The sequence below is a fragment of the Anaeromyxobacter dehalogenans 2CP-1 genome (assembly GCF_000022145.1).
Taxonomy (GTDB): Bacteria; Myxococcota; Myxococcia; order Myxococcales; family Anaeromyxobacteraceae; genus Anaeromyxobacter; species Anaeromyxobacter dehalogenans.
In genome coordinates this window covers 736,968-761,808 of sequence record NC_011891.1, presented here as the reverse complement: position 1 = coordinate 761,808, position 24,841 = coordinate 736,968, and the positions used below count along the sequence as shown (strand labels likewise).

General features: G+C 71.0%; 22 protein-coding genes. 9 read left to right on the top strand and 13 right to left on the bottom strand.

The window, feature by feature from the left end:
- Positions 1-8: 8 nt before the first annotated feature.
- From efp to A2CP1_RS03340, 13 genes are all read right to left on the bottom strand, one after another.
- Entirely contained in the window at positions 9-581 is a 573-nt protein-coding gene (efp, locus tag A2CP1_RS03400) for an elongation factor P (protein WP_012524751.1), read from the bottom strand.
- Positions 582-677: 96 nt separating this feature from the next.
- Positions 678-1,037 (bottom strand): roadblock/LC7 domain-containing protein, encoded by a 360-nt coding sequence (locus A2CP1_RS03395; protein ID WP_012632077.1) that lies wholly within the window; start codon positions 1,035-1,037, stop codon positions 678-680.
- A 127-nt stretch (positions 1,038-1,164) separates the two neighbouring features.
- Positions 1,165-1,815 carry a hypothetical protein gene (locus A2CP1_RS03390; RefSeq protein WP_012632076.1) on the bottom strand — a complete coding sequence of 217 codons (651 nt, stop codon included), beginning with the start codon at positions 1,813-1,815 and terminating at the stop codon, positions 1,165-1,167.
- Between the two features lie 9 nt (positions 1,816-1,824).
- Entirely contained in the window at positions 1,825-4,488 is a 2,664-nt protein-coding gene (locus A2CP1_RS03385; protein WP_012632075.1) for a type IV pilus secretin PilQ, read from the bottom strand.
- The gene (locus tag A2CP1_RS03380) at positions 4,485-5,018 is read right to left on the bottom strand and encodes a pilus assembly protein PilP (protein ID WP_012632074.1); all 534 of its coding nucleotides are present in this window, start codon (positions 5,016-5,018) and stop codon (positions 4,485-4,487) included. The genes A2CP1_RS03385 and A2CP1_RS03380 overlap by 4 nt, the downstream gene beginning before the upstream one ends.
- Positions 5,015-5,644, bottom strand: a complete 630-nt coding sequence (locus A2CP1_RS03375) for a type IV pilus inner membrane component PilO (protein ID WP_012632073.1) — start codon at positions 5,642-5,644, stop codon at positions 5,015-5,017. The genes A2CP1_RS03380 and A2CP1_RS03375 overlap by 4 nt, the downstream gene beginning before the upstream one ends.
- Before the next feature lie 6 nt (positions 5,645-5,650).
- Positions 5,651-6,151 (bottom strand): PilN domain-containing protein, encoded by a 501-nt coding sequence (locus A2CP1_RS03370; protein WP_012632072.1) that lies wholly within the window; start codon positions 6,149-6,151, stop codon positions 5,651-5,653.
- Between the two features lie 2 nt (positions 6,152-6,153).
- Positions 6,154-7,212 carry a type IV pilus assembly protein PilM gene (gene pilM, locus A2CP1_RS03365; RefSeq protein WP_012632071.1) on the bottom strand — a complete coding sequence of 353 codons (1,059 nt, stop codon included), beginning with the start codon at positions 7,210-7,212 and terminating at the stop codon, positions 6,154-6,156.
- A gap of 99 nt (positions 7,213-7,311) precedes the next feature.
- A complete protein-coding gene (locus A2CP1_RS03360; protein WP_012524743.1) occupies positions 7,312-7,581 on the bottom strand; it encodes a helix-turn-helix transcriptional regulator in 270 nt (89 codons plus the stop codon).
- A 183-nt stretch (positions 7,582-7,764) separates the two neighbouring features.
- The gene (locus A2CP1_RS03355; protein WP_012632070.1) at positions 7,765-9,141 is read right to left on the bottom strand and encodes a sigma-54-dependent transcriptional regulator; all 1,377 of its coding nucleotides are present in this window, start codon (positions 9,139-9,141) and stop codon (positions 7,765-7,767) included.
- 9 nt (positions 9,142-9,150) lie between these two features.
- Positions 9,151-10,272, bottom strand: coding sequence for a sensor histidine kinase (locus A2CP1_RS03350; RefSeq protein ID WP_012632069.1), 1,122 nt, complete (start codon positions 10,270-10,272; stop codon positions 9,151-9,153).
- Positions 10,273-10,275: 3 nt separating this feature from the next.
- Complete coding sequence (locus A2CP1_RS03345; protein WP_012632068.1) at positions 10,276-11,175, bottom strand: prepilin peptidase; 900 nt, start codon at positions 11,173-11,175, stop codon at positions 10,276-10,278.
- A 2-nt stretch (positions 11,176-11,177) separates the two neighbouring features.
- Entirely contained in the window at positions 11,178-12,134 is a 957-nt protein-coding gene (locus A2CP1_RS03340) for an ABC transporter ATP-binding protein (RefSeq protein ID WP_012632067.1), read from the bottom strand.
- Between the two features lie 258 nt (positions 12,135-12,392).
- On the opposite strand from A2CP1_RS03340, the gene A2CP1_RS03335 reads away from it, so the two are divergent.
- From A2CP1_RS03335 to A2CP1_RS03295, 9 genes are all read left to right on the top strand, one after another.
- Positions 12,393-12,980: a type IV pilin protein gene (locus tag A2CP1_RS03335; RefSeq protein WP_012632066.1), complete on the top strand. Its 588-nt coding sequence runs from the start codon at positions 12,393-12,395 to the stop codon at positions 12,978-12,980.
- Positions 12,981-13,084: 104 nt separating this feature from the next.
- Positions 13,085-13,954, top strand: a complete 870-nt coding sequence (locus A2CP1_RS03330) for a tetratricopeptide repeat protein (protein ID WP_012632065.1) — start codon at positions 13,085-13,087, stop codon at positions 13,952-13,954.
- Positions 13,951-14,709: an ABC transporter permease gene (locus A2CP1_RS03325; RefSeq protein ID WP_012632064.1), complete on the top strand. Its 759-nt coding sequence runs from the start codon at positions 13,951-13,953 to the stop codon at positions 14,707-14,709. The genes A2CP1_RS03330 and A2CP1_RS03325 overlap by 4 nt, the downstream gene beginning before the upstream one ends.
- Positions 14,706-16,433 carry a tetratricopeptide repeat protein gene (locus A2CP1_RS03320; RefSeq protein ID WP_012632063.1) on the top strand — a complete coding sequence of 576 codons (1,728 nt, stop codon included), beginning with the start codon at positions 14,706-14,708 and terminating at the stop codon, positions 16,431-16,433. Before A2CP1_RS03325 ends, A2CP1_RS03320 begins: the two co-directional genes overlap by 4 nt.
- 3 nt (positions 16,434-16,436) lie before the next feature.
- On the top strand, positions 16,437-17,240 hold the full coding sequence (locus tag A2CP1_RS03315; protein WP_245529970.1) for a prepilin-type N-terminal cleavage/methylation domain-containing protein: 804 nt from the start codon (positions 16,437-16,439) through the stop codon (positions 17,238-17,240).
- Positions 17,241-17,248: 8 nt separating this feature from the next.
- Positions 17,249-17,851 carry a hypothetical protein gene (locus A2CP1_RS03310; protein WP_012632061.1) on the top strand — a complete coding sequence of 201 codons (603 nt, stop codon included), beginning with the start codon at positions 17,249-17,251 and terminating at the stop codon, positions 17,849-17,851.
- Between the two features lie 4 nt (positions 17,852-17,855).
- Positions 17,856-19,127 (top strand): prepilin-type N-terminal cleavage/methylation domain-containing protein, encoded by a 1,272-nt coding sequence (locus A2CP1_RS03305; protein ID WP_041450426.1) that lies wholly within the window; start codon positions 17,856-17,858, stop codon positions 19,125-19,127.
- A 12-nt stretch (positions 19,128-19,139) separates the two neighbouring features.
- Entirely contained in the window at positions 19,140-19,643 is a 504-nt protein-coding gene (locus A2CP1_RS03300; protein WP_012632059.1) for a pilus assembly PilX family protein, read from the top strand.
- 10 nt (positions 19,644-19,653) lie between these two features.
- A complete protein-coding gene (locus A2CP1_RS03295) occupies positions 19,654-24,825 on the top strand; it encodes a pilus assembly protein (RefSeq protein ID WP_012632058.1) in 5,172 nt (1,723 codons plus the stop codon).
- Positions 24,826-24,841: the final 16 nt, after the last annotated feature.

Below are 24,841 nucleotides of genomic sequence, written 5' to 3'. Positions count from 1 at the left end.
GCGGCGACCTAGCCGGCGACGCGGGTCAGGTACTCGCCCGACCGCGTGTCGATGCGGAGCGTGTCGCCCTCGTTGATGAACAGCGGGACGTTCACCACGTAGCCCGTCTCGAGCTCGGCCGGCTTCGTCGCGCCGGAGACGGTGTCACCGCGGATGCCCGGATCGCACTTGACGACCTTGAGATCCATCGAGTTCGGCAGGGTCACCCCGATCGCCTTCCCGTTGAAGAACAGGATGTGCGTGGTGGTGTTGTCCTTGATGAAGTTCTTTGCGTCCCCCATCTGCTCCGCGGTGAGGAACGTCTGCTCGTAGTTCTTGTTGTCCATGAAGTTGTAGTGCTCGCCCTCGCGGTAGAGGAACTGCATCTCCCGCTCGTCGATGTCGGGCTTGCCCACCACGTCGCCGGACTTGAACGTCTTCTCGATGGTGCGGCCGGTCATCAGGTTCTTGATGCGCGTCCGCACGAACGCGGAGCCCTTGCCGGGCTTCACGTGCTGGAACTCGATGATCTCCCACGGTTCGCGGTCGATCTCGATCTTGAGACCGCGGCGGAACGCCGAGGTGTCGAGGGTCTCTGCCATTGGTTTCGATGCTCCTTCGAATGTCGGAAGTGGAAAGATGAGCCCCGCCGCATGGCGACGCCCGGCGCATCGCCCGGCGTGCGCTCGCCCGCGCGGCTACAGCTCGGACCTCAGCTTGGGGGCGGTGACGCGCAGCAGGTACCGGGCCTTGCCGAAGTTCCCGTCCGGCGCGAGCGCCATGACCATGAAGTACTCGGGGTTGACGACGCGTGCGACGGTGAGGATGCGGTCCGTGGAGAGCGAGAGCTCCGCCAGGCCGCCCGCCGCGTGGGTCTCGGACGCCTCCTGGGCGCTCCGGAACAGCCCGGAGTACTCGATGAGCAGGGACTTGAGGTCCACGTCGGCCTCGGCCTCGACGTGGCTGTCCACCTCGATGCCGTCCATGCCCATGAGCGTGCAGGCGACCGCACCATCGCAGCGCCGGCAGATCTCCTGCAAATCTTCGCGAAAGCCCATCGATCCTCGCCTCCACGGCCGAAAAGAGCCGTGATTTCAGGCCCCGGACCCGCGGAGACCGGCCCGTTCTAGCCCGCTGCCGCCGCGGGCGTCAAGGATGGGGGCGGACGCGGCGCGTCAGGCGCGGCTACGGCGCCGCCGCCGGCGTGCACGTGTACGCCGCCGTCTGGGCCACGTTGGGACAGACGTACGTGATCGTATCGGTCGCGTTCGGACAGGTGTAGCCGGGGAACGCGTCGTTGTGCACGTCCACCGGGAAGGTCACCCCGCCGACCTCGAACGAGTCGCCGCTCGCATAGTGCCCCGTGACCGTCAGCTCGACCTCGACGAGGCCGGTGGTCACGCCGGCGTTCGTCATGGCGGCGGACATCGGTGCGCTGATCGCCTCCGGGATGAGCCGGACCACGGGGGCGCTGGTGCTCTCCGCCCTCAGGATGCCGCTCGCCGGGAAGTCGAAGTTCGAGTAGCTGAAGAACGCGCTCCGGTAGCTGAGCCGGTACTTCTCCAGGTAGGCGTCGTTCGTGTTGAGCCGGCCCGCCGACGGGTCCGAGTTGTCCGCCAGCTGGTTCGTCATCTCGACGAACAGCTCGAGGAAGTTGGTGCCACCCTCGAGGTAGACGTACGGCTGCGAGGCCAGGTACGTGCCGCACCCGCCCTCTGTCCCACAGGTCTCCTCCGGCGGCGCGCACAGGGCCACCACCTGGATCGAGGCGTTGTTGTCCACCGTGCAGGCGAGGGCCGCCGTGGCGAGGAGGAGGGTCGCGAGTCGCGTCTTCATGGCTGGCTCCTAGTTGCTCGCGGCCGCCGCGGCCGTCGCCGGCTGCCGGTTCAGGATGCGCGGCGTGATGAAGATGAGCAGCTCGGTGTGGTCGTCGGTGTTGGTGTCGCTCCGGAAGAAGAATCCGAGCAGCGGGATCTTGCTGAGGAACGGCACCGACGCAGTCTTCGAGGCCGTGGAGCGGGTGTAGATGCCGCCGATGACGGTGGTCTCGCCGTCCTTCACGAGCACCTCGGTCTCGGCCTCGCGCTTCGAGATCGAGGGCTGCCCGTTCGAGCCCGTCAGCGACGAGTTCGGCGCGTTGTTGGTCGCCTTGATCTTGAGGAGGATGGAGCCGTCGGCGGTCACGTGCGGCGTGACCTTCAGCTCCAGCTTCGCCTCGACGAAGGTGGTGTTCACGCCCGACGCGGAGGTCTGCGAGAACGGGATCGAGATGCCCTGCCCGATGGTCGCCTCCTTGTTGTCGATGGTGGCGATCTTGGGCGAGGAGATGGTCTTCACCACGCCGTTGTTCTCGAGCGCGGAGAGGCGCAGGTTCAGGTTGAACGCGCCGTTCGCCGAGCCGAGCACCAGGCCGATGCCGCCGCCGGAGCCCTGGCCGATGGCGGCCGGGAGGTTCACGGCGTAGTTCGGCGTGCTCGACGTGCCCTGGTTCGGCGCCTGGCCGGCCGCGCCGGCGCCCGAGACGTTGTTGGGGAAGGCGACGCCGGTGGGATTGCCGGTGGCCTGCGTGAAGGAGGCGTTGCCGCCCCACTGCACGCCGAGCTGCCGGTTGAAGTTGGAGGAGGCCTCCACGATTCGGCTCTCGATGAGCACCTGCGGGATCTCGGTGTCGAGGTTCCGCACCAGGCCCTCGGCCCGGACCAGCGCCTCCGGGATGTCCTTCACGATGAGCACGTTCGTGCGCTCGTCGGTCGAGACCGAGCCGCGCTCGGAGAGCACGTCCTTCACCCGGCTCGCCACGTCGGCGGCGCGGGCGTAGTTCACCGGGATGATGCGCACCTTCAACGGGATGAGCGGGATGCGTGCCTTCTCGGCCTCGGCCTTCGCCGCCTGCTCCTTGGCGATCGCTTCGAACTTCGCGATGCGGATCACGTTGCCCATCTCCTCCTTGCCGAGCCCCTTGGAGCGCAGGACCAGGTCGAGCGCCTGATCCCAGGGCACGTTGCGGAGCGAGACGGTGACCTTGCCGGACACGTCGTCGGCCACCACGATGTTCTTCTTGGAGACATCGGCGATGAGCCGGAGCAGGTTGCGGATCTCGATGTCGTGGAAGTCGAGCGTGATGCGCCGGCCGCTGTAGCCGCGAGCCTGGGGCGCGCCGGACGAGGCGTACGCCGGCGCCTCGGCGGCGAAGCCCGCCACCTTCGCGTCGGCGGCCTGGGCCTGCTCGGGCATGGCCGGCGCAGCGGCCTCGGCCGCGTCACCGCCTTCGGTGAAGGTCCAGGTGAGGCCGTCCCGCGTCTCGACGATCCGATCGGTGGCGGACCCGCGCAGCGTGGCCACGATGCGGACCTGCCCCGTCTGTGGCTGGTTGAAGGACGAGACCATGGCCACCGGGCCGTGGAAGGCGGTGGTGTCGAGCGAGCGCTCCATCGCGCGGGGCAGCTTCGCGCCATCGAGCGTCAGCACCACCGTGCGCGCGTCGGGGCGGGAGATCACGAACGGCGCCTTGCCGGCGATGTCGATGCGCGACCCGCCGCCCGCGCTGGCGAAGCGGACGTCGGCGATGCGGGCCAGGCCGGGATCCGCCGTCGGCGCCGCGGGAGCGGCCGCGACGACAGGCTCGACCCCGGGCGCCGGGGCGGCCTTGCGCGCCGGCTCGGCCGACGCGACCGAGGCTCCGGAGGTGACCACGGCCACGCCGCCGGCCACGCGCTTCACCTCGTACCGGGGCAGGGCGCCGGACGCGTCGAGCACCACGCGCACCTTGCCGGAATCGCGGCCGAACCGGACCTGCGAGAACGCACCGCGCACCTTGACCGGCGCGCGCGGCGCGCTGGCCACGCCGTGGACGTCGATGGCGAGGCGCGCCGGATCGCGCAGCTCGAGGATCTCGAGGCGCCCCGGCTCGCCATCGGTGGCGATGACGAGCTGGGCGCCGGCGGCGCGCACCCCGGTGATGCGGGTGGCGGTGCCGCCCGGGCCCTCGTCGACGCGGCGCGAGACCAGGTGACCGTCGCCCGAGGGCGAAGGCGCGGCGGGCACCGACGCGGGCGGCGCCGCGGGAGCGGTCGCCGCCGGGGAGGACGCCGCCGCTGCGGCGGGGGCACCCGCGGTCTCGGCCTCGAGCACCCGAACGACCACGGCATCGCCGCGCGGCGCCACGTCGTAGCGGCGCGCGCCGTCGAGCGCGATGATCACGCGGCCGACCGCGCTCCGCTCGTCCTTGTACTGGGCGGTGCTCACCGCGAGCACGCCGGCCTTGCCGACCTGGATGGGAGAGCCCACCCCGGACACGTCGGCACCAGCCAGGTCCACGACCAGGCGCGGCGGATCCTGGAGCTTGAACACCGAGTAGGACGGGGCGCGCGAGCCGCGGATCTCGAGCTCGAGCGCGCCCTCGCGCTGCCCGACCTCGATCCCACGGATGACGTTCGGCTCGGCCGCGGTGGCGGCGCTGATCGCGCCCCACAGGAGCAGGCCGACGATGGGCTTCAGGCGGGAAGTCATGGGAGCTGCTCCTCGAGGTTGAGCGCCGCTTCCTTGGGGAGGCGGAGCACCGTCTGGGTTCGATCACGGGTCCCATCGGCGCGCAGGGCGAACTCGGTCACGACGACCTCGCCGCTCCGGACGGCCGCGACCGTGCCGCCATTCTTCCCGAGGCAGGCGCCGCGCCGTACCGCGTAGCCGACCCCGGACGGCGCCTCGACCATCGCGACCGGATCTTCGAGGCCGGTGATGACCGCGACGAGCTTGAGCTGGTCGAGCTCGTACTTGCCGAGCGGGGTCGCGCAACGGGTCTGGAGGCCGGGACCCGCCTGGCTCACGTCCGCCAGAAAGCTCCGGAACGGATCGCGCTTGCCGACCGACGAGTAGACCCAGTCGTCGACCTTCGGAGCCGGAGCGGCGGCGGCCCCGTCACCGGCGGCCGCCGGGGCCGCGGCGGGCTTCTTCGGAGCGGGGGCGCGCTTCGGCCCGGAGTCTCCGCAGGCCGCCAGGAGCGCGCAGACGAGGAGGGGCGCAATGCGGCGCGGGCTCACTTGGCGCCCCCCTTCTTCGGCGCTGCGGCTGCGGGCTTGGCCTCGACGAACATGAACGTCGTCGCCAGGAACTTGCCGTTCAGCAGCATCTTTCCGTTCACGTCCTTGGGCGCGTCCAGCACGATGTCCGTGACGTTCACGATGCGCTGCATCCGGCCGAGCGCGTCGAAGAACGTCGCGATCTCGTGGAAGCTGCCGGTGACGGACATCGGGATGGGAATCCGCGCGTAGAACCGCTCGGTGACGGCGGCCCTGGGCTCGATGGTCCCGATCTCCAGGCCCGCCTTCTGCGCGCGGTCCTGCAGGAGCTGGAGCAGCTCGTCGATCTTCTTGTCCTCCGGGAGCTCCGCGAGCGCCTGGCGCAGGCGCTCCTCGAGCAGCTCCTTCTCCCGCCGGAACTGGTTCAGGTTGTTCGCGATCGAGGTCTTCTCGATGTACTCGCGGTCCAGCCTGGCCTGATCGGTCTTCGCCTTCGCGATGCGCGTCTCCACCTCCGAGATCGACGGTCCGAAGGTGGCGGACATGGCGAAGTAGTTGAGCGCGGTGACGGCGATCACGATCGCGGCGACCGCTCCGACCTTCGCGGCGGTCGATGCCCTGGCGATGGCCTCGATGAGCTTTTCCATGGCGCCCTACTTCTTCCCGGGAGTCGGCGCCGCGATCACAGGCGCGCCCGGATAGACGACGTTCGCGGAGAGCGCGAACTCCACCAGCCTGAAGGCCTTGTCCGTCTTCGCGCTCGTCTTCTTCAGCTCCACGTCCTTGAAGTACGTCGACCCCTTCAGCGCGGTCATGAGCTCGGAGACCTCGTCGATGCTCGCAGCCACGCCGGTGAACGCGAGGGCGTCGCCCTTCTGCTCGAGCTTGGTGAGCCAGAGCCGCTTCGGCGTGAGCTGGGCGAGCTGGTCGAGCATCTTGACCGGCCCGGTCCGGCCCGCCTTCAGCCGGTCCAGCACCTCGAGCTTCTCCCGGAGCTGCGCCTCGCGCGTCGCGAGATCGGAGCCGCGCGACGCCGCCCAAAGGTAGTTCCCGACGAGCCCGCCGATGACGACGACCGCGAGCAGCACGAGCTGCTGCGTGCCGGCCTGCTTCTTCTTCGAGACCCGCGCCGGGAGGAGGTTTATCCGGATCATGGCTACTTGTCCCCGGAGCGGCGGAGCGCCAGGCCCACGCTGACGGCGGCGGAGGGCGCGGCGCCCAGGATCATCGCCGGATCGAACCTGCGGTTGTCGATCTCGATGTTCTTGAACGGGTTCAGCACCTCGACCGGCACGCCGGCGCGCGCCTCGATGACCCGGAACAGCGCGGGGATGCGGGCGGTCCCGCCGGACAGGTAGACGCGCGTGAGCGCCGCCCCGCCGGAGGTCGAGGCGTAGAAGTCGAGCGAGCGCTGGACCTCGCCGCCGAGCTGCTCGGCGACGCCCTGGATCACCCGCTCAACCTCCTGCGGCACCACCGCGTCGGACTCGCCCTGGCCGCCGATCTTGAGCGCCTCCGCCTCCTCGTAGGAGATGTTCAGCTGCTTCTGGATCTCCTCGGTGAACGCGTTGCCGCCCATGGTGATGTCGCGCGTGAAGGTCGTGATCCCGTGCGACACCACGTTCACGTTCGTGACCGCGGCGCCCACGTTGATGAGCACCACCGTCTCGTCGGGCCCGCCGTCGTAGTTCACCTCGAACGCGTTCTGGACCGCGAACGCGTCGACGTCCACCACGGTCGCGGTCAGCCCCGCCTCCGCGCAGACCGAGGTGTAGTCGTTGATCATGTCCTTCTTGGCGGCGACCAGCAGGACGTCCATCTGCCCGGCGGCGTCGCCGTCGGGCGTCAGGATCTGCGTGTCGATGTTCACGTCCTTCACGTCGAAGGGGATGTACTGCTCCGCCTCCCACTGGATGGACTCGTCGAGCTCCTCCTGCGACATGCGCGGGAGCGAGATCTTCTTGATGATCACCGAGTGGCCGCGGACGCCGATGGCGACGTCCTTCACCTTCAGCTTCTGCTGGGCGATCACGTCCTGGATCGCCTGCACGATCGCGGACGAGTTCATGAGCGCCCCGTCCACGATGGCCTCGGGGGGGAGCGGCGCGGTGCCGAACGCCTGCAGCGCCCAGCCGCCCCGCTTCTCCTTCAGCTGGACCAGCTTCACGCTGGACGAGCCGATGTCGAGGCCGACGGCGAGCTTGCTCTTCGCCATGGCGATCCCTTCACGAGAGGCGCGGGCAACGGCACCCGCGCCCCGTCTCGAGCCGCTCCGCGTCGGGGCGCGCGCTCAGGGTGAACGTCGGGGCGGGGCTCACGCGAGGCGCCCCCCGGTGCTGGGGCCGAACACCTTGCGCCGGTCCGACGGCGTGAGGCCCAGCGCGAGGATGATCTTCCGCTTCGTGTCCACGCGGCACTCCAGGCCGTGCTCGATCCGGGTCACGGTGAGCGGCGAGACGCCCGCCTTGCGGGCGAGCTCGGCCTTCGTGAGGAGCTGCTCCTCTCGGAGCCGCTGCACGTTGTTGGGCGCGCGCCGCGAGGGCTTCGCGAGGGGCGTCCGTGCGCTGGGCGATCGGTCGGCCATGCGGGGGCCACGCTATGCGATCGCCCCCCGAAGGATCAAGAAAGGCGCCTGCGCGGATATCGGCGGTTGTAGGCGACCGAGCGCTAGCTGGCGCGAAGTGATGCGTAGTTATGCGTCATACGTTGCGTGGAGGAGCGGGCGAGCGGCCGGTCGGCCGCTGTGGAGGGGCGGTCCGGCGGCGCGCTATCCGACCCCGTACTCCTTGATCTTGTAGAGGAGCGCCCCGTAGGAGAGCTCCAGCAGCTCGGCGGCCCGGGTGCGGTTGCCGCCGGTCCGCTCCAGCGCCGCGCGGATGAGCCGCTCCTCCAGCGCACGGGTGGCACGCTTCACGGAGAGGGAGCCCTCGGCGCCGGCCTCGGCCGGCCCGGTCGCGGGGCGCGCGGTCGCGCGCACCGTCTCGGGCAGGTCCTCCTCGCGCAGCACCGGCCCGTCGGCGAGCACCACCGCCCGCTCCACCGCGTGCTCCAGCTCGCGCACGTTGCCGGGCCAGCCGTGGGCGAGCAGGGCCGCGCGAGCCTCGTCCGACAGCGCCAGCCCGGGCAGCTCCGGGCGGAGGTGGCGGAACCGGGCCAGGAAGTGGTCCAGCAGCGCGGGGACGTCCTCCCGCCGCTCCCGCAGCGGCGGGAGGCGCACCCCGACCACGTCGAGGCGCCAGTAGAGATCCTCCCGGAACCGCCCCGCCGCCACGGCGGCGCGGAGATCGACCGCGGTCGCGGCGATGACGCGCACGTCCACGCGGCGGAGGCGGGTGTCGCCCACCGGCCGCACCTCCTCCTCCTGGAGGAAGCGCAGCAGCTTCACCTGGAGCCCGAGCGGCAGCTCGCCGATCTCGTCCAGGAACAGCGTCCCGCCGTCCGCCTCGACCGCGAGCCCCTTCTTCGCCCGGATCGCGTCGGTGAAGGCGCCCTTCACGTGCCCGAACAGCTCGGACTCGATCAGCTCCGGGGGGATGGCCCCGCAGTTGACCGCCACGAACGGGAGGGCCGCGCGCGGAGAGAGCTGGTGGATGGCGCGCGCCACCAGCTCCTTCCCGGTGCCCGACTCGCCCTGCACCAGCACGGTGGTCTTCTGCTGCGCGATCTTGCGGATCTGCCGGGACACCTCGCGCATCGGCTCGGAGGTCCCCACCATGTGCTCCGGGCTGTACCCGGCCGACAGCTCGGTGCGCAGCCGGCGGTTCTCGCGCGCCAGCCGCTCGCGCTCCTCCGCCTTGCGGAGCACCAGCACCACCTCGTCCGGCTTGAACGGCTTCGAGAGGTAGTCGTAGGCGCCGGTCTTCATCGCCTCGATGGCCGCGTCGTGCGCGCCGTAGGCGCTCATCACGATGACCATCAGCTCGGGCGCGGTGCGCTGGATCTCGCGGAGCAGCCCGAGCCCGCCCATCCCGGGCATGCGCACGTCGGTGAGCACGAGATCGTACTCGCGGACGGCGAGCTCCTTCAGCGCCTCCTCGCCGGTCGCGACGGCGCGCGGGTCGTAGCCGTGGTCCACCAGGATCACGGAGAGCAGGTGACGGATGGAGGCCTCGTCGTCCACGACGAGGACGTTTCGCAAGCCCACGGCGCGACTCTAGCACGGGGCGGCGGGCGGGCCGCCGCGCCGCAGCCGCAGGCGGAACACCGCCCCGCCGCCCGGCGCGTTGGCGGCGGAGATGGCGCCGCCCATCGCCTCCATCAGGCGGTGGCTCACCGACAGCCCGAGGCCGGTTCCGGCGCCGGGCGGCTTGGTGGTGAAGAACGGATCGAAGACGCGCGGCAGGTCCTCCGGTCCGATGCCGGGCCCTTGATCGGCGACGTCGATCTCCACCCGATCCTGCACCTCACGCGCCGTCACGCGGAGCGTGCCGCGGCCGCCCATGGCGTCGCCCGCGTTCAGGAACAGGTTGAGGAACACCTGCGCGAGCCGCGCCTCGTCCGCGAGCACCGGCGGGAGGTCGGCCGGCAGGTCGAGCTCGGCGCGCACGTCCCGGAGCCGCGCCTGCACGCGCGCGAGCCGCAGCGCCGCGTCCACCGGCCCGGACAGCGCGATCGGCGCGACCGCGGGCGCCGAGGGGCGCGCCAGCTCCAGGAGATCGCGCACGATCGCGTCGATGCGCCCGGCCTCCACCGCGATCCGCGCCACCAGGTCGTCGGCCTGCGCCGCCTCGCCCGCTCGGATGCGGCCGCGCGCCAGCTCGGCGTAGCCCGCGATGGCGCCGAGCGGGTTGCCCACCTCATGGGCCACCCCCGACGCGAGCCGCCCCACTGCGGCGAGCTGCTCGGAGCGGAGCCAGGACGCGCGCGCCTCCGCGAGCGCGTGGTTCGCGCCCTCCAGCTCGTCGATCTTGGCCGCGAGGCGGGCGCGCTCCTCCGAGAGCGCCTCGGCCACGCGCTCGAAGGCCACCGCCGCGCGCGCGAGTGAGCGATCCTCCGGCTCGCCCGGCGGCGCGAGCACCGGCAGGCCGCCGCCGGCGTGGCCGAGCCTCTGCGCGGACGCGAGCAGCCGTTCCACGGGCCGGGCCACCGAGCGGCCGAGCAGCACCACGCCCACGGCGATGGTCGCCGCCGCGGCGACGCCCGCCAGGAGCAGCAGCGGCCCGGGGCCGAGCGCGCCGCGGGCCGCGGAGGGAACCCCCAGCGCGAGCAGGAGCGTCGCGCCCGCCGCCGCGGCGGCGACGAGATCGAGCAGGAGCACCAGGCCCACGCGCCGCATCGATCACCGGAAGATGCCGAGGGAGGGGACGCCGCGCACGATGAGGTCCCCCAGGTACAGCCACTCCAGCGCCCCGGCCGCCAGGAACGGGCCGAACGGGACCGCGTTCCGGGGAGGGATCCAGTCGTCCGCGCTGGCGAGCGCGGCCGGATCTCCCGGCACGGCCGCCGCGGGCGGCCCGGCGGCCTCGGCCGGCTGCCCGGGACCCGGCTGCCCCTTGCCGAGCGCGAGCAGCACCAGGCCCACCACGCTCCCCTGCACCGAGGCGAGCAGCACCACCGGGAGCAGCGCCGCCACGCCCATCCAGGCGCCGATCCCGGAGAGGAGCCAGACGTCGCCGAAGCCGAGCGCCTCCTTCCGCAGCACCTTCTCGCCCACGACCGAAACCAGCGCGAAGGCGCCGAAGCCGACCGCGGCGCCGATGGCCGCCCCCTGCAGCGTCGCCGGCCCGAGGCCGGCCGCGGACACGGCGAGGCCGGTGGCGATGAGCGGCCAGGTGAGCGCGTGCGGCAGCAGCCAGGTGTCGAGGTCGATGAACGCGAGCGCCACCAGGAGCGAGACCAGCACCAGCTCGCCCAGCGCAGCGACGGCGAGGCCGTGACGCGCCCACGCCAGCAGCGCCACGCCAGCGACGAGCGCCTCGACCAGCGGGTAGCGGGCGGAGATCCGCACGCCGCAGCTCCGGCACCGCGCGCGCAGCGCGAGCCAGGACACCACCGGCACGTTGTCGTACCAGGCGATGGGCGTCCGGCAGCGCGGGCAGCGCGAGCCCGGCGAGACGATCGACTCGCCCGCGGGGACGCGGGCGATCACGACGTTGAGGAAGCTGCCCACCACGCCGCCGACCAGCGCGACCCAGGCCGCCACCAGGCCCGCGGGGACGCCGGGCGCCGCGGGATCCATGCCTAGGCGCCTCCGGCGGCTGCCGCCGGCTCCGCCTCCGCGCCGTGCACCTCGGTCAGGCGGCGGACGAAGAAGTCCTCGAGGGTGTCGCGGTGCGGCGTGAGCGCGATCACCTTGCCGCCCGCGCGCACCACCGCGCCCACCGCCGCGTCGGCGGCGAGCGCGTCGTCGAACACCACCGTGAGGCGGTCGCCGTCGGCGCGCAGGAGCTTCCCGTGCGACAGCGCCTCGCGGGCTGCGGCAGGGACCGCCGCGGTCAGCTCCACCGCGCGCACGTTCCCGGAGAGCAGCTCGTCGATGCGCCCGACGTCGCGCAGCTTGCCGCGCAGGATCACGCCGACCCGGTCGCACAGGCTCTCGACGTCCGGGAGGATGTGCGTGGAGAAGAACACGGTCTTGCCGCGGCGCTTCAGCTCGAGGATGAGGTCCCGCACGTCCTTGCGGCCGACGGGGTCGAGCCCGCTCATGGGCTCGTCCAGCACCACCAGCGCCGGATCGCCCACCAGCGCCTGCGCGATGCCGAGCCGCTGCTGCATGCCCTTCGAGTACTTCCGGATCTGGCGATCGGCGGCCGCGCTCAGCCCGACCAACTCGAGCAGCTCGTCGCAGCGGCGCTCGCGCTCGGCGCCCGGGACGTCGGAGAGCTTCGCGAAGAAGTGGAGCGCCTCACGACCGGTCAGGAATTCGTAGTAGGCCGGGTGCTCCGGGAGATAGCCGATGCGCGCCTTGGCGCGCCGGCTGGGGATGGGATCGTCGAAGATCGAGGCGCGCCCGCTGGTCGGGTAGATGAGCCCCATCAGCATCTTGATCGTGGTCGTCTTGCCAGCGCCGTTCGGGCCGACGAACCCGAAGATCTCTCCGGGGGCGACCTCGAGATCCAGCGCGTCCACGGCGGTGACCTTGCGCGCGAGCAGGCCCACCTCGAACACCTTCGTCAGCTTCTCCGTCCTCAGGATCATCGCCGCGGATGATCGGCGGGGTCCTGGCCCCTGTCAAAGGGACGGGCGGCCGGCGCGGTGACGAAAAACGTCACCGGACCCGGGCCGGGCGCCGCGTTCCGTCACCCGGCGTCCCACCCTGGCGCCTCGGATCGCGCGCTTGCGGACGCCTGGCCGCTGGCACCCCCGATGCTAGGCAGCTCCTCCGCCGGGCGGCCATCACAGCCCGGTCCGCGGGGCCGCGAGGCTCACACCGCGGCCCACATCTCCGGAGGTCTCATGAAGAAGGCTGCCAAGGGCTTCACCCTCATCGAGCTCATGATCGTCGTCGCGATCATCGGGATCCTCGCCGCGATCGCCATCCCGAACTTCCTCCGCTACCAGCTCCGCGCGAAGTTCAGCGAGCTGAAGGAGAACGTGAACAGCGTCTTCAAGTCGGAGGAGGCGCTGCGTCAGACGGAGCGCTCGGGCGGTCAGTACATGGCGCTCGCCGACCTGCCGGCCACCTGCGACATCGCCGGCGCTGCCGGCACCGTGAAGCATCCGTGGCTCGCGGGCGACATGACCGAGGCGGCGAAGATCGACTGGTCCGTCGAGGGCGCGACCTACGGCTGCTACCGCGTCGCCACCGGGGGCGGCACGGCCCCGTACGGCCTGCACCTCACCACCTATGCGGTGTCCAACATCGACGGCAACGACGCGGCCGGCTGTGTGTACCTCTACAAGGCCACGCTCGGCAGCGACGGCGAACCGATGAGTGGCGGGGTCAACGCTGACGCGGAATGTGTGGGCGCGGACCCGTTCCCGGCGGCTACCGGCGATCTCCCGATGGGCCAGCCGATCGTCGCGAACGAGACCGCGTTCTAGTCCTTCGCTTGTCAGGGGCAGCGCTCCCGGCCATCATGGGGGCGCTGCCCTTTCCAGTCTCCACCTTGCCACGACGCGCACTCGCATATCTCGGACTGGCAGTCATGCTCGCGGCGGCGGCCGCGCTGGCTGCGTCGCGAATCGCTGTCGCGCAGCAGCGCCCCTACGATTTCGACTACGTGCCCCGCGCCGCGGCGCTGCGCCTTTCCTCTGCGGGGCATCCGACGCTCGCGGCGAACGTCTGGTGGCTGAAGGCGGTCCAGTACATGGGCGAGCCGCGGGCCGCCGCGCGAGGCTGGGAGCGGCTCTTCCCGGTCCTGGACCTGATCACCGACCTCGACCCGCGACACGGCTACGTCTATCAGGTGGGCGGCAACGTACTCGCCAGCGAGGCGCGCGTGGCAGAGTCGAACGCGTTGCTCGAGAAGGGGACCCGGAACGTCCCCGACCGCTACATCATCCCCTTCCACCGTGCAGTGAACGCGTTCCTGTACGATGGCGACTACGCGGCCGCGGCGCGCTGGTTCGAGGTCGCCTCGCGGCGGCCGAACGCGCCGCCCCACCTGACCGAGTACGTCTCGGCCATGTACGTGAAGGGCGACGCCCCAGAGGCCGCCGTTCGGTTTCTCACGCACCTGTACGAGCGGGCCGAGGACGATGAGTCGCGGACCGCGCTCCGGAAGCAGCTCGACCAGGCCATCCTCGAGCGCGACGCCGCGATCCTCGAGGAAGCGGCGCATGCCTTCGAGGCGCAACACGGATTTCCGCCGATCGCGCTCGCCCAACTCGAGCGTGCGGGGATCCTCGCCGGCATTCCCCCGGATCCGTTCGGCGGCGACTACTACCTCGGCGCGGATGGTCTGGTTCGCTCCACCGCGAGCGCGCGGCGCCTGCAGCGGCCGCCGACGAGCGAGGAGCGCGAGGCGCTCATCCGCGGGCAGCAGCAAAGGGCCGACGCAGGGAGGTTGCAGTGAAGGTTCTGTCGATCGCGCAGGTGACCCTGAAGGAGGCGCTGCGGCGGCGACTGCAGGTGAACCTGCTGCTGTTCGCGCTGCTGCTACTCGCGGGCAGCTCCGTCGCGTCGCTTCTCACCGTCGGCTATACGCACCGGATCGCCGCCGACCTGGGCCTGACGGCCATGGAGGTGATGGGATCGTTGACGGCGGTGTTCCTCGGTGCGGGCCTGATCGCCGGCGACGTCGAGCGGCGCGTGGTGTACCCCTTGGTCGCGAAGCCGGTCTCGCGCGCGCAGTACCTGCTCGGCCGGTACCTCGGGCTCGGGGCGACGCTCTGGCTCAACATGGCGGTCATGGCGGCCACGCTGGCCGCGCTGCTGTGCTGGGACGCCGGGTCGCTGGCGCCAATCGATCACGCGCTGCTCTCTGCGTTCTTCATGATGGGGGTGCAGTTCCTCGTGGTGGCCGCGGTCGCCGTGCTGTTCTCGTGCATCACGACGCCGACGCTCGCCGCGATCTTCTCGCTCGCCGTCACCATCGCCGGCCACCTGTCGAACGACCTCCGCACGCTCTGGGAAGGCGCTGGGTCCGGGGTAGGCAAGGCGCTCTGGTATGTCCTGCCCAATCTCTCCGCGCTCTCGCTCAACGCGGAGGTCATCTACCGCGTGGCGCCGCCGGCCTCGGCGTGGCTCGCGAGCGCGTACGCGCTGCTCTACGCCGGCGCGGTGCTCGCGCTGGCGGCGGCTGCTTTCGAGCGCCGGGATTTCCGTTGACGCACGCCGGCGACGCGCCGGACGCCCGCGTCGGCGGGACCATCCGACCCTCCGCCCACCTCGCCGCCGTCGTCGCGGTGATCCTGCTGGGCCTCGCCGCCTACGCGAACGCCTGGCACAGTGCGTTCGTGTTCGATGATGTCGATCACGTCCGCGACAACCCGATCGTTCGGAACCCCTCGGCCTTCGGCTGGAACGGCGGTGGATGGCGTGCGCTCCCGAGCCGCAGCATCGCCTACCTGTCGTTCGCGCTGAACTACCGGTTCGGCGGGAGTGACCCGGTCGGCTTTCACGCGGTGAACGTCGCAATGCACCTGCTCACGGCGACGCTGGTGTACGCGCTGGTGATCGCCGCGTTCCGTACGCCGCGCCTCGCGCGATCGGCCCTGGCGGCCCAGGCGAGCACGGTCGGCCTCGTCGCCGCGGCGCTCTTCGTCGCGCACCCGCTGCAGACCCAGGCGGTTACCTACGTCGTCCAGCGGATGACCTCGCTGGCTGCGCTATTCTACCTAGGCGCCGTGGCTCTCTACGCGCGCTGGCGGCTGATGGACGCGACGCGGCACCGCTGGGGCCGCCCGGCCGCATACGCCGGGATGCTCGCGTGCGCGGTGCTCGCGATGAGGACGAAGGAGATCGCGTTCACGCTGCCCTTCGCGATCGCCCTGTACGAGCTCACGTTCTTCGAGCCGGACGGCCGGCGGCTCCGGCGCCTCTGGCCCATCCTCACCACCGCGGCGATCATTCCACTCACGGTCCTCCTCACCGCGACAGCGGGCGGTGGCGCGGACGTGGCGAGCACCACGCTCGCCGCCACGCGCGTGCAGACCGATCTCAGCCGCCTCGAGTACCTGATCACGCAGATACCCGTGGTGGTCACCTACCTGTTCCTGCTGCTCGTGCCGGTCGGGCAGAACATCGACCACGATTACCCGATCTACCGGTCGTTCTTCGCCCCCGAGGTACGCTCCGGGCTGGCGGTCCTCGCCGCGGCCGCGTGCGCCGGAGCGTGGGCGTACGCGCGGACCTCGGGGAAGGCGCGCAGCCCGGCGGATCCCGCGGCCCGGCTGGTGGGGTTCTGCGTCGCGTGGTGGTTCCTGACGCTCGCCGTCGAGTCGAGCGTCATCCCCATCGTGGACGTGATCAACGAGCACCGCGTCTACCTGCCCTCCGTCGGCTTCTTCGTCGCTGCCGCGATCGGGATCCTGCTCGCCGCGCGCCGGGCAGTCGGGGCAGACGTCGCGCCGCGTGCCGCCGCACTGGCGGGGATCGGCCTGGCCTGCGTCTTCGCGGTCGCCACCCTGGCCCGGAATCGCGTCTGGTCGAGCGACGTGGCGCTCTGGACTGATGCAGCCGCGAAGTCCCCGAACAAGATGCGGCCCAACCTGAACCTCGGGACCGCGCTGGTCGAGGCGGGGCGGTTTCGCGAGGCCGAAGCGCCGCTCCGTCGAGCCGCGCTGCTGGATCCCGCGTCGGCGCTCCCGCACGTGCAGCTCGCGGGCGTGCTCCTGACGCAGCGGCGCGGTGCCGAGGCGGAGGCGGAGCTGCGCTCGGCGCTCCGCCTCGCCCCTCGCGATCCGGACGCCACCTTCAACCTCGCGATGCTGCTGTCCGGGTCGAACCGCTCGGACGAGGCGAGGCCGCTGTTCAGCCGGTTCCTCGAGATCGCGCCCGCCTCGTACGGGCGAGCGCGGCGGATCGCCGCCGATCGGCTCGCCTCGCATTGAGCGATGCCGCACGGCGTCGCCCCGCCCCCCTACATGCAAAGTTTGTCGAATCCTGCATCGGTTGTCGGCCGCGGCTCGCGCAGCTCACATGAAACCGCTGAATTCCCGTTGCCTTGCGCCACGCCCTGGCAGGCAGGCGGCTTGCTTCCACCGAAGGCCATGAACGCGAGATTCCGCGGCTTCACGCTCCTCGAGCTCGCCATCGTGATCGCCATCGTGGCCGCCCTCGCCGCGGTGGCCGGCTCCAGGTTCGTCGCCGCGCAGCGAAACGCGGGTTCGGCGTCCGCGGCTTTCGACCTCGGCATGCGCCTCCAGGCGCTGAAGACCCAGGCGCTCAACGAGCAGCAGGACATCGTTGCCGTCCTCGTGAACGCGGACGATCTCACCGGCGCCGGCTGCGGCCTGCTCGCGCAGGCGAGCTGCGTCCGCCTCTTCATCCTGAAGCGCCCGGAGCCTACCTGGACGCTGGCGGCCTTCGATCCGGCGTCGCCGGCCAGCGCCGCCCAGCTCGAGGAGGTGGTCGCGCTGCCGCGATGGCAGGCGTTCGACCTTGGGCAGGCGGGGTCTGCCTCGGAGGCGCCGTTCGAGCAGGTGAAGGTCTTCGACCCGGCGGTCGACGCCGGCGGGCGCGTCGCGATCCGCTTCGGCGCCGATGGCGAGGTCCGACCGGTCTACGCGGGCACGTCGCGGCCGCGCCTCGGCGGGATGGCGTTCGCGCTCACGACGTCTGCCGAGATGAATGCCGGGCAGCGGCGCCGGCTGGTGGTGTCGTTCCCGACCGGAATCGTCAAGGTCGCGACGTACTAGGAGGCGCCATGCGGCGAGCTCGCACGTCCGGCATGCGCGGGGTCACGCTCATCGAGGCGATGATCTCGCTCACGCTGCTGCTCATCGGAATCCTGGGCCTGATGCGGCTGCAGGTGATCGGCTTCACGTCCAACGAGGGAGCGCGGTCGAATGGCGCGGCCCAGGAGCTGGCTCGCGAGCTGGCAGCCGGGCTCGAGCGCCTCGATCCATCGCTCGATGCCCTGCTCGTGGCGGACACGATCTCGGACGCCCCGCCCAGCGGGTTCGGCAACCCGCTGGACGCGTCCGGAAACCTCGCCACGTCCGGATGGCGCGACTGGGACGACGCATACCTCGCGGGCACGACGTCCGGCTATCCATCGCTGAAGGTCGTGGGCGTCCAGCCGGACACGGCGCTGCCGGCTGACCCCCTCGATCCGTCGAAGCCGCTGTACCGCCGACGCTGGTCGATCTGGCAGGTCGCGACGTCGAACGCCGCCTCCGGCGTTCGGCTCGCGGCGGTGTCGGTCGTGTACCACGAGCGCACCATCACGCGGCCGCGCGTCGTCACGCTGTACGTCCAGATCCCGAACCTGGGCGCGTCGACCGTGAACGCCTCGGCCTACCGGTGAACGCATGACTCGCTCTCGTCGTGGTTTCACGCTCATCGAGCTCATGATCGCCACCGGCGTCACGGCCATCGTGCTCGCCGCCGTCATCGCCGCGTCCAGCTCGCAGCAGCGCGCGTTCTTCGGCGGCCAGAAGCAGCGCGCCACGCAGGGGAACGCCCGCGCCGCGCTGCTCTACCTCGAGCAGAAGCTCCCGCTCGCCGGCTGGGGACTCGACGGCTCCCTCGCGCTCGACTTCCAGTTCTATGCGCCCGGCTTCTGCCCCACGGAGATGACCTGCCCGGTCGAGCGGGACAGCGTCTCGGACGCCGACGAGCTCGTGTTCTACGCGCGCAACCCGGCGTACTGGGTACCGGCGGAAGGGCAAGCCGGCGCGCTGCGCGGGAACGCGTGGACCTTCGTCGCGCTGCCCGACGCAACGCACGCCACCCTGGCGGCGCGCGCCGGCGACGACTTCCTCCGGGGACAGATCCTCCAGGTCGTCTGCCCCGGCGAGCTCCGCTACGCCTACTTCACCGTCAAGACCCGCACGCCGGTCACTTCCGCGGGGAACGTCGACGTGGAGCTCGAGGACGTGGTCCTGGCCGATCCGTTCCGCCGCCAGGACGTCGCGACCGGCATGGCCGGGTGCCGCACGTTCCTGGTGGATCGCTACCGCTTCCACGTGCGGCCGGTCGCGAGCGCCGATGGTACCTTCGACCCCTACCTGGTGCTGGATCGCGGCCTGGACGTCGCGGGCGCCGCGGACGGCTCCCCGGACGGCGCGGTGAACGAGAAGGACGAGGTGATCGTGGCGGAGGGGATCGAGGCGTTCCAGGTCGCCTACGTGTTCGCGAACCCGGCGATCGCCCCCGCCGGCGCGACCGCCGGGACGGCGATCGCGCTCGGGGAAGCAAACGACGATCAGAGCGTGCTCACGGACGGCGCCATCGTACCGACCAAGTTCTCCGGGTCGGCGACGGCCACCACGAAGGCCGCGTACACGCCCTCCAGCTTCTACTCGTATCGGTACTCGGATCCCATCCGTCAGACGAAGCACCAGGCGAACATCCGAGCGGTGCGGATCGCGATGGTCGCCCGGTCGCCGCAGCCGGATCCTTCGGCCCACGCGACCTTCGCCGTCGATTCGTCCTTCGCGCTGCTGAACCAGTCCGGCGCACCGGACTGGGTGACGAGCGCGCCGAAGATCGCGAACGGTACCGACGGCTTCCAGCGCACGCGGGTCGAGGCCGTGGTGAACCTTCCCAACATGACCGTCCGGTCCATCACCGGGTTCTAGCGCGAGGCTGGCATGTCCCTCTCACGTCCCCTGCCCCGCCGCGCGAGCGGCTCCACCCTCATCCTCACCGTGATCCTGCTGATGGTGCTGGCGGTGATCGGCGTGGCCGCGGTCTCGCTCGGCTCGCAGGAGCGCATCAACGCGTCCGGCAAGACGCAGCGCGACCAGCTGTACGCGTGTGCCGCGGCGGCCCGCCTGCAGATCTGGGCAGAGCTGGCCCGCTACGGCCGCGGCTACCTGGAGTCCGGCAACGTGGCCGGGTCCGTGACCCTGCCCGACGGCACCGTGCTCACCGCGCCCTCGCACTACGACAGCGCCGCGGACGTGACCGTCAGCTCGGTCGTGCTCAAGAACACCGTGACGACGGCGTCCACCCCGACCGCCACCGACCTCACCAACTCGTTCAACTTCATGCAGGGCCTGAACACCGCGACCGGCTACACGGTGGTCGCGAAGTGCAAGGACCGGCGCGGCCGCCCGCTCGAGGTCGAGTTCGTGACGGCCATCATCCTGTAGGAGGCGGACCATGCGCACCCGCAAGCCCATCGCGATCGCCCTTCGCGCCGCCGGCCTCGCCGCCCTGACGCTGCTGCTCACCCCCGGCGACACCCGCTCGCAGACCACCTGCGGCGACGACGCCGCGCGCAACCTGATGGTCTCGAGCCTGATGGACACCTGGCTCAACCCGCCCGCGGGCGAGGACCAGCAGTTCATCACGCGCGAGGACACCACCTTCCCCAACATCATGTTCCTGCTGGACACGTCCGGCTCGATGCAGCGCCTCCCGCCCGACGGCCCCGGGTCGCTCGGCGGCTCGAGCCAGGCGTGCACCGCGGACTCGCAGTGTCCGGCGCGGTACTCCTGCACCAGCGGGCACTGCAAGCCCGCGCTCCCCGCCGGCGCCCTCATCGACGACCCGGCCAGCACCACCCAGCAGACCGCCGCCTTCGCCGCGCCGCGCGTGGTGGGGTGCGACGACGACCCGATCTTCAACGCCACGCCGAACGTGGGCGACAACCCGATGCTGGCGTCGATCCGCACGCGCCGCTTCTACACGCCCTGCGGCACCGCCGCGACGGTGTCGGTCGGCAGCCCGTACGCCGGTCACGCCAGCGTGGTCACGGGCGGCGTGGACTACGCGCGCGAGTACATCAACTGTCCGTACTACACCTCGTCCAACAACCAGCAGACCGGCGGGCTCGGCTTCGATCCGGACTTCTACTCCCAGTCGCCGAGCGGGACCGAGACCACCGCGAACGGAAAGCCGGCGTTCTTCGGCCGCGACCTGGTGTTCCACGACGCCAACTACGTCCCGGTGGTCACGGGCGAGTGGAACTACGAGCGGACGAACCTGGACTTCCGGACCAACTTCGGCAACGGCTGGACCGACAACGCGGTGTTCCCGGTCCGCAGGTCGAACAACGACCCCGCGACCATCGCCGAGTTCTGCGCGACGCAGGGGAGCACGCCCCAGGGCCTGCGCAGCCGCGCCGAGATCTGCCAGTCCTGCCTCGAGAAGAAGGGCTGGTACTACGACGGGGTCATCCTCGAGGACACCAACGGCGATCGGTTCCCGTCCATCTGGTACACGGGCAACTACCTCAACTTCTTCCCGCCCAAGTTCCTGGTGGCGCGCAAGACCGTCAAGGACGTGATCGCGAAGCGCAGCCGGATCCGCATGGCGCTCGCGACCTTCGATTATCCGAACGGCTGGACGCTCCAGAGGGACTTCAACCCGAGCTGCCAGATGGAGTTCAACACCACCTCCAACTTCGACAGCAACCGGGCCGCGTTCGTGACCGCGGTGAACGGCGTCACCAGCTTCCAGAGCGGCACGCCGCTCGCCATGTCGCTGTTCGACGTGGGCCGCTACTACCACTCGCCGGGCCTCCCCTGGTTCGGGCCGAGCTGGGAGAAGAACACCTCCTCCTACGAGTCCTCGTCGAACGACAACCAGTACTCCATCTGCTACCTGTGCCAGACCTCGTCGGTGGTCGTCCTCACCGACGGCGAGCCGTCCCCCGCCAGCTCGTCGACGTCCCCCAACGACGGCGATCGGCTCCCCTCAGGCGGCACCACGCTCGCCGACACCACCAGCGGCAAGTACGCGGGCGCGACCTCCACCGGCATCAAGGACATCACCTCCACCGACTGCCCGCAGTGCGCGAACTTCAGCGGCACGGCCGCATGGAAGGACAGCCTCGCCAAGGTCGCCTGGTACATGCACAACATGGACCTTCGCGACAACGCCGAGACCACCTGGGACTGCAAGAAGAACGGCGGGAAGCAGGTCCTCGACACGTACACGGTCGGCTTCGCCACCAGCCAGCTCCCGGACGCGAAGACCATCCTGCACGCGGCCGCCGAGGCGGGCGGCGGCAAGTTCGTTCCGGCCGAGAACCCGCAGACCCTCGCCGAGGGGCTCAGCTACATCCTCGAGAAGATCAACGAGCGCGCCACCTCCTTCTCGGTCGCGACCGTCTCCACCCTCCAGACCACGTCCGGCCGCGCGGTGATCGTGCCCCGCTTCGAGCCGAAGAACGGCACCAGCCGCTGGCGCGGCCACGTGCTCCGCTTCGATCTCTACAGCGAGTTCGTGAACGCCTGCGACGCGAAGCTCGACGGCACCGGGACCGGCGACCTCGACTGCGACGGCTCGTGCACGAGCGTGTTCCTCCAGGACAAGTCCAGGACCACCGGGCAGTCCGGTGACTTCATCACCGAGGACGGCGCAGGCAACTTCGTGAAGTCCGACCCGGGCACCACGCCGGTGTGCTCGCAGGCCCCGAAGTGCGCCAGCGTGGCCGGGAAGAGCTGCTCGGTGGCGAGCAGCGCGCCGGCCAACCCGTGGTGGGACGCGGGCGCTCTGCTGGCCGGCACCGGCACCTCGCAGAAGTGGAAGTCGCGCCGCGTGTACACGGTGGTGGACGACACCGGCGACGGCAAGATCGACGGGAGCGATCGCGTGATCCGGCTCGAGGCGACCGACACCGCCGCCACGGCGATCATGCCGTACCTCGGGCTCGGCGGCGGGACCGTGTGCAACGCGCTCGCGACCGAGTTCCAGAACGCGGGCGCGTCGACGTTCGCCGCGAGCGTGCAGGGCTCCACCGTCGACGCGCGCACCGCCTGCACCAAGGCCTTCATCCGTCTCGTGCTCGGCGCCGACCTCTTCAACTCGATGAAGCGCACGTCATACCCGCCGTCCTCCATGGACGACCTGTGGGACCGCGACTGGGTGCTTGGGGACGTCTTCCACTCGTCGCCGGTGGTGGTCGACCCGCCGCTCCCCCGCGACGGCGTGATCTGCCCGAACGGCCTCTCGAACCAGTGCCTGCAGTCGCTCTGGGACACCCCCACCAAGAACGGAAAGGACGCGTACGACGGGTACGCGAAGAGCACGACCTACAAGGACCGGACCAAGCTCGTGCTGGTGGGCGCGAACGACGGCCTCCTCCATGCGTTCCACGCGGGCGAGTGGCACGGGAACCCGACCCCGGGGACGCGCAACACCGTCGCCGACGACCCGTCCACCACCGCGCTCGACGAGTCGCTGCCGCCGTTCAACGGCTACTACGACCGCGGCACCGGCGAAGAGCTGTGGGCCTTCCTGCCGCCCGACATGCTCGCGAAGCTGCGCCTGCTCATCGAGCCGAAGCACCAGTTCTTCGTCGACGGCACCGCCATGGTGCGCGACGTCTGGGTCGACGGCACCGGGAACTCGGTGGGGATCGGGATCCGGAACGACATCAAGGAGGCGGGCGAGTACCACACGGTGGCGGTGGTCGGCGAGCGGCGCGGCGGCACGCACTACTTCGCGCTGGACGTGACCGACGCGACCGGAAGCACGGACGTGCCGGAGTTCCTCTGGATCTACCCGCAGCCGAACGATCCCGAGACGCTGGACTTCGCCGAGAGCTACGACGACTTCCTGCCGCGTGCTCCACCCATCGGCCCGGTGCGGCTCGAGGCCGATTCCGCCACGGGTGCCGCCAACACCGACACGCCACGGATGAGCGTGGGGACGGGCGAGGTCGCCTATCACGAGCGCTGGGTCGTCTTCCTGAACGGCGGGTTCGACCCGCAGTACGTCCGTGGCCGCGGCGTCCACATGGTGGACGTCTGGACCGGCAAGGAGGTCTTCGACTTCTCCTACGACGCGAGCCACGCGGTGAAGCAGTACCTCCGCTTCCCGGTCCCGGCGGTGGTGGGCATGGTCGGCTGGGGCGGCGGCGCCCGGCGCGCTTCCGGCGAGACCAACGACTACTTCTTCGACACCGCCACGTTCGGCGACGCCGGCGGCCAGCTCTGGGCGCTGCGCTTCCACCGCCCCGGCAAGATCGGCACGAGCGGCAAGGTGGAGAACTGGTACGGCGGACGGATCTTCCAGATGGGCACGCAGAACCAGGACTGCCGGTTCTGCGGCGGCCAGCCGTTCTTCTACATGACCGCCAACATCCCCCTGCCCTCGAACGGCGCCTACCGCGTCTTCGCGGGCACCGGCGACCGCTACAACCTGCTCGACAAGGACGGCGGCACCTGCGGCCCCGACAACATCCGCGCCTGCGTCCTGCGCGGCTGCAAGGTCGAGATGCCGCTGGATGCGACGGCGACCGATCCCATGGGCGGCAACCTGTTCGAGAGCTACGGCCTCGGCGGGATCAAGCGAGGCCTCTCGCACTCCACCTGCGGGACGAGCACCAACGTCCTCACCGCGAGCGGCAGCGAGACCGCGGGCCCCGGCTGTGCGGCCGCGGGCGCGACGGTGGTGAGCGCGCGGGCCCAGATCAAGATCTGGTGCCCGCAGCCGAGCAGCACGACGGCGGTGCCGAGCACCGAGAAGAAGATGACCGCCAGCTGCACGTTCAACGCGGACGGCTACGACTGCCGCCCCGGCATCGAGACCCGCGGCGCCGAGGTCGCCCTCGACGGCCAGATCAGCCGGGGCAACTTCTTCTACTCGCTGCTCGTGTTCGACGAGACCGGCCCGCGCGCGCCGTTCGACAGCGCCACGGCGGCGGCGACGTACGACGGCGCGCGCCTGTGGCTCAACCAGACCGGCGTCGATGTGTCCTACGGCTTCTCCGGGTCGGCGAGCAGCGGGCTCGTCACCATCTCGGCGCGGGCCACGAACCCGAGCCCGCTCGCAGACGCGAGCTCGCCCGGCTGGGCGATCTACTACAACCAGGGGCCGACGGTGGCGGCGGACGGCTACACGTACAACGTGTACTGGGCCGACGAGCGGACGTCGTCGGGCACCTCCACCCTCGGCGACATCTACTGGAACACCGTGCAGCGCGCCTCCGGAACGATCGACGCCACCTCGTGCGTGCACGGCTCGGAGAAGCCGGTCTCGAAGTGCGGCACCACCGAGGCCCGGCGCATCGCGACGAAGTACGGCGCCAACATCGAGACCGGCGGGCTGCCGTCGCGGTTCAAGGACGAGAACGGCAACGTGGTCCGCTCGATGAAGGCCGCCCTGCTGGTCCCGACCCAGGCCGACCAGCCCACCGTCTTCGTCAACCAGGCCGGCCAGATCGCGGTGGGCCTCACCGCCGTGAACCCGGAGCGCGGCGCGACGAACGTCGGCATGACCGACCCGATCGACCCGACCATGGACTTCGGGTTCATGGAGGTGAGCGAGCCGCTGCACGCGTGCCGGCACGCGGCCACCTCCGACGCGGCCAGCTGCGAGTGACGGAACGGGATCGCCG